Source organism: Variovorax sp. 20P10.2.4 (assembly GCF_058244205.1).
Genome location: NZ_JBZAYE010001193.1, coordinates 1 through 1,048 on the forward strand (window position 1 = coordinate 1; position 1,048 = coordinate 1,048).

At 72.9% G+C, this 1,048-nt stretch carries 1 protein-coding gene and 1 pseudogene; both read left to right on the forward strand.

What is annotated here, in order from left to right; genetic code table 11:
- Positions 1 to 365: pseudogene (locus tag AC27VN_RS42230) on the forward strand (penicillin-binding protein 1C); the annotation flags it as partial.
- The coding region (locus AC27VN_RS42235) for a TPM domain-containing protein (protein WP_490880631.1) at positions 362 to 1,048 on the forward strand (687 nt) is incomplete at its 3' end. The pseudogene AC27VN_RS42230 and the gene AC27VN_RS42235, both read left to right, overlap by 4 nt.

Below are 1,048 nucleotides of genomic sequence, written 5' to 3' on the forward strand. Positions count from 1 at the left end.
TCGAGGCCGCGCGCGACGAATGGTTCGTGCAGGGCACCGAGCAGCCGCTGTTCGCGCTCGCGAACGACCCCGGCGCCGCGGGCACGGCCAGCGTCGCGCGCATCACGGCGCCGGCCGACGGCACGATCATCGCGCTCGATCCCGACATCCCGCCGCTGCGCCAGCGCGTGCGCTTCGAATCGGAAGGCCGCGGCGTGCAATGGCGCATCGACGGCAAGCACTTCGCGCGCGGCAACAGCGCGCAGTGGCTGCCCTGGCCGGGCCGCCACCTGATCGAGCTGGTCGATGCCGGCGGCAAGGTGGTGGACCAGCGCCGGCTCGAGGTGCGCGGCGCGGGCGTCGTGACGAAGAGCGCCCAGCGATGAAGGCGACGACCCCGGACTTCCGACCCGGCCTGCACCTCTGGCTGTGCCTCGTGCTGCTGTTCGCCGCGGTGTTCGGCGCGCAGGCCAGGCCCGTGCCCGTGCCGGCGATGAAGTCGCGCGTGATCGACCAGAACAAGACGCTCGACGCCGCGCAGGCCGAGGCGCTGCGCGAGCGCATCGCCGACCTCGAGCGCGAGACCCAGGCCCAGCTCGCGGTGCTGATCGTGCCGACCACCGGCGAGGACAGCATCGAGCAGTACGCCACGCGCGTGTTCGCGCAGTGGAAGCTCGGGCGCAAGGACGAGGACGACGGCGTGCTGCTGCTGGTGGCGATCCGCGACCGGCGCATGCGCATCGAGGTCGGCCGCGGCCTCGAGGGCCGCATCACCGACATCCAGGCCGCGCGCATCATCGACCAGGAGATGACGCCGCGCTTTCGCGCCGGCGATTTCGACGGCGGCCTGGGTGCCGCGGTCGACGGCATCGCGCAGCTGATCCGCGGCGAGCCGATGGCCATGGCCCAGGAGCTGCCGCTGGTCGATCCGGGCGAGCCCGTCGAATCGACGGCGCCCGAGCCGCGCGGATCGCATGTCACGCCCGAGGGCTGGGCTTTCTTCGCCGTGATCGGCTGGTCCGCGCTGGTCGGGCTCTGGCAGAGCCGGCAGAAGAAGAGCGCGGCCGAG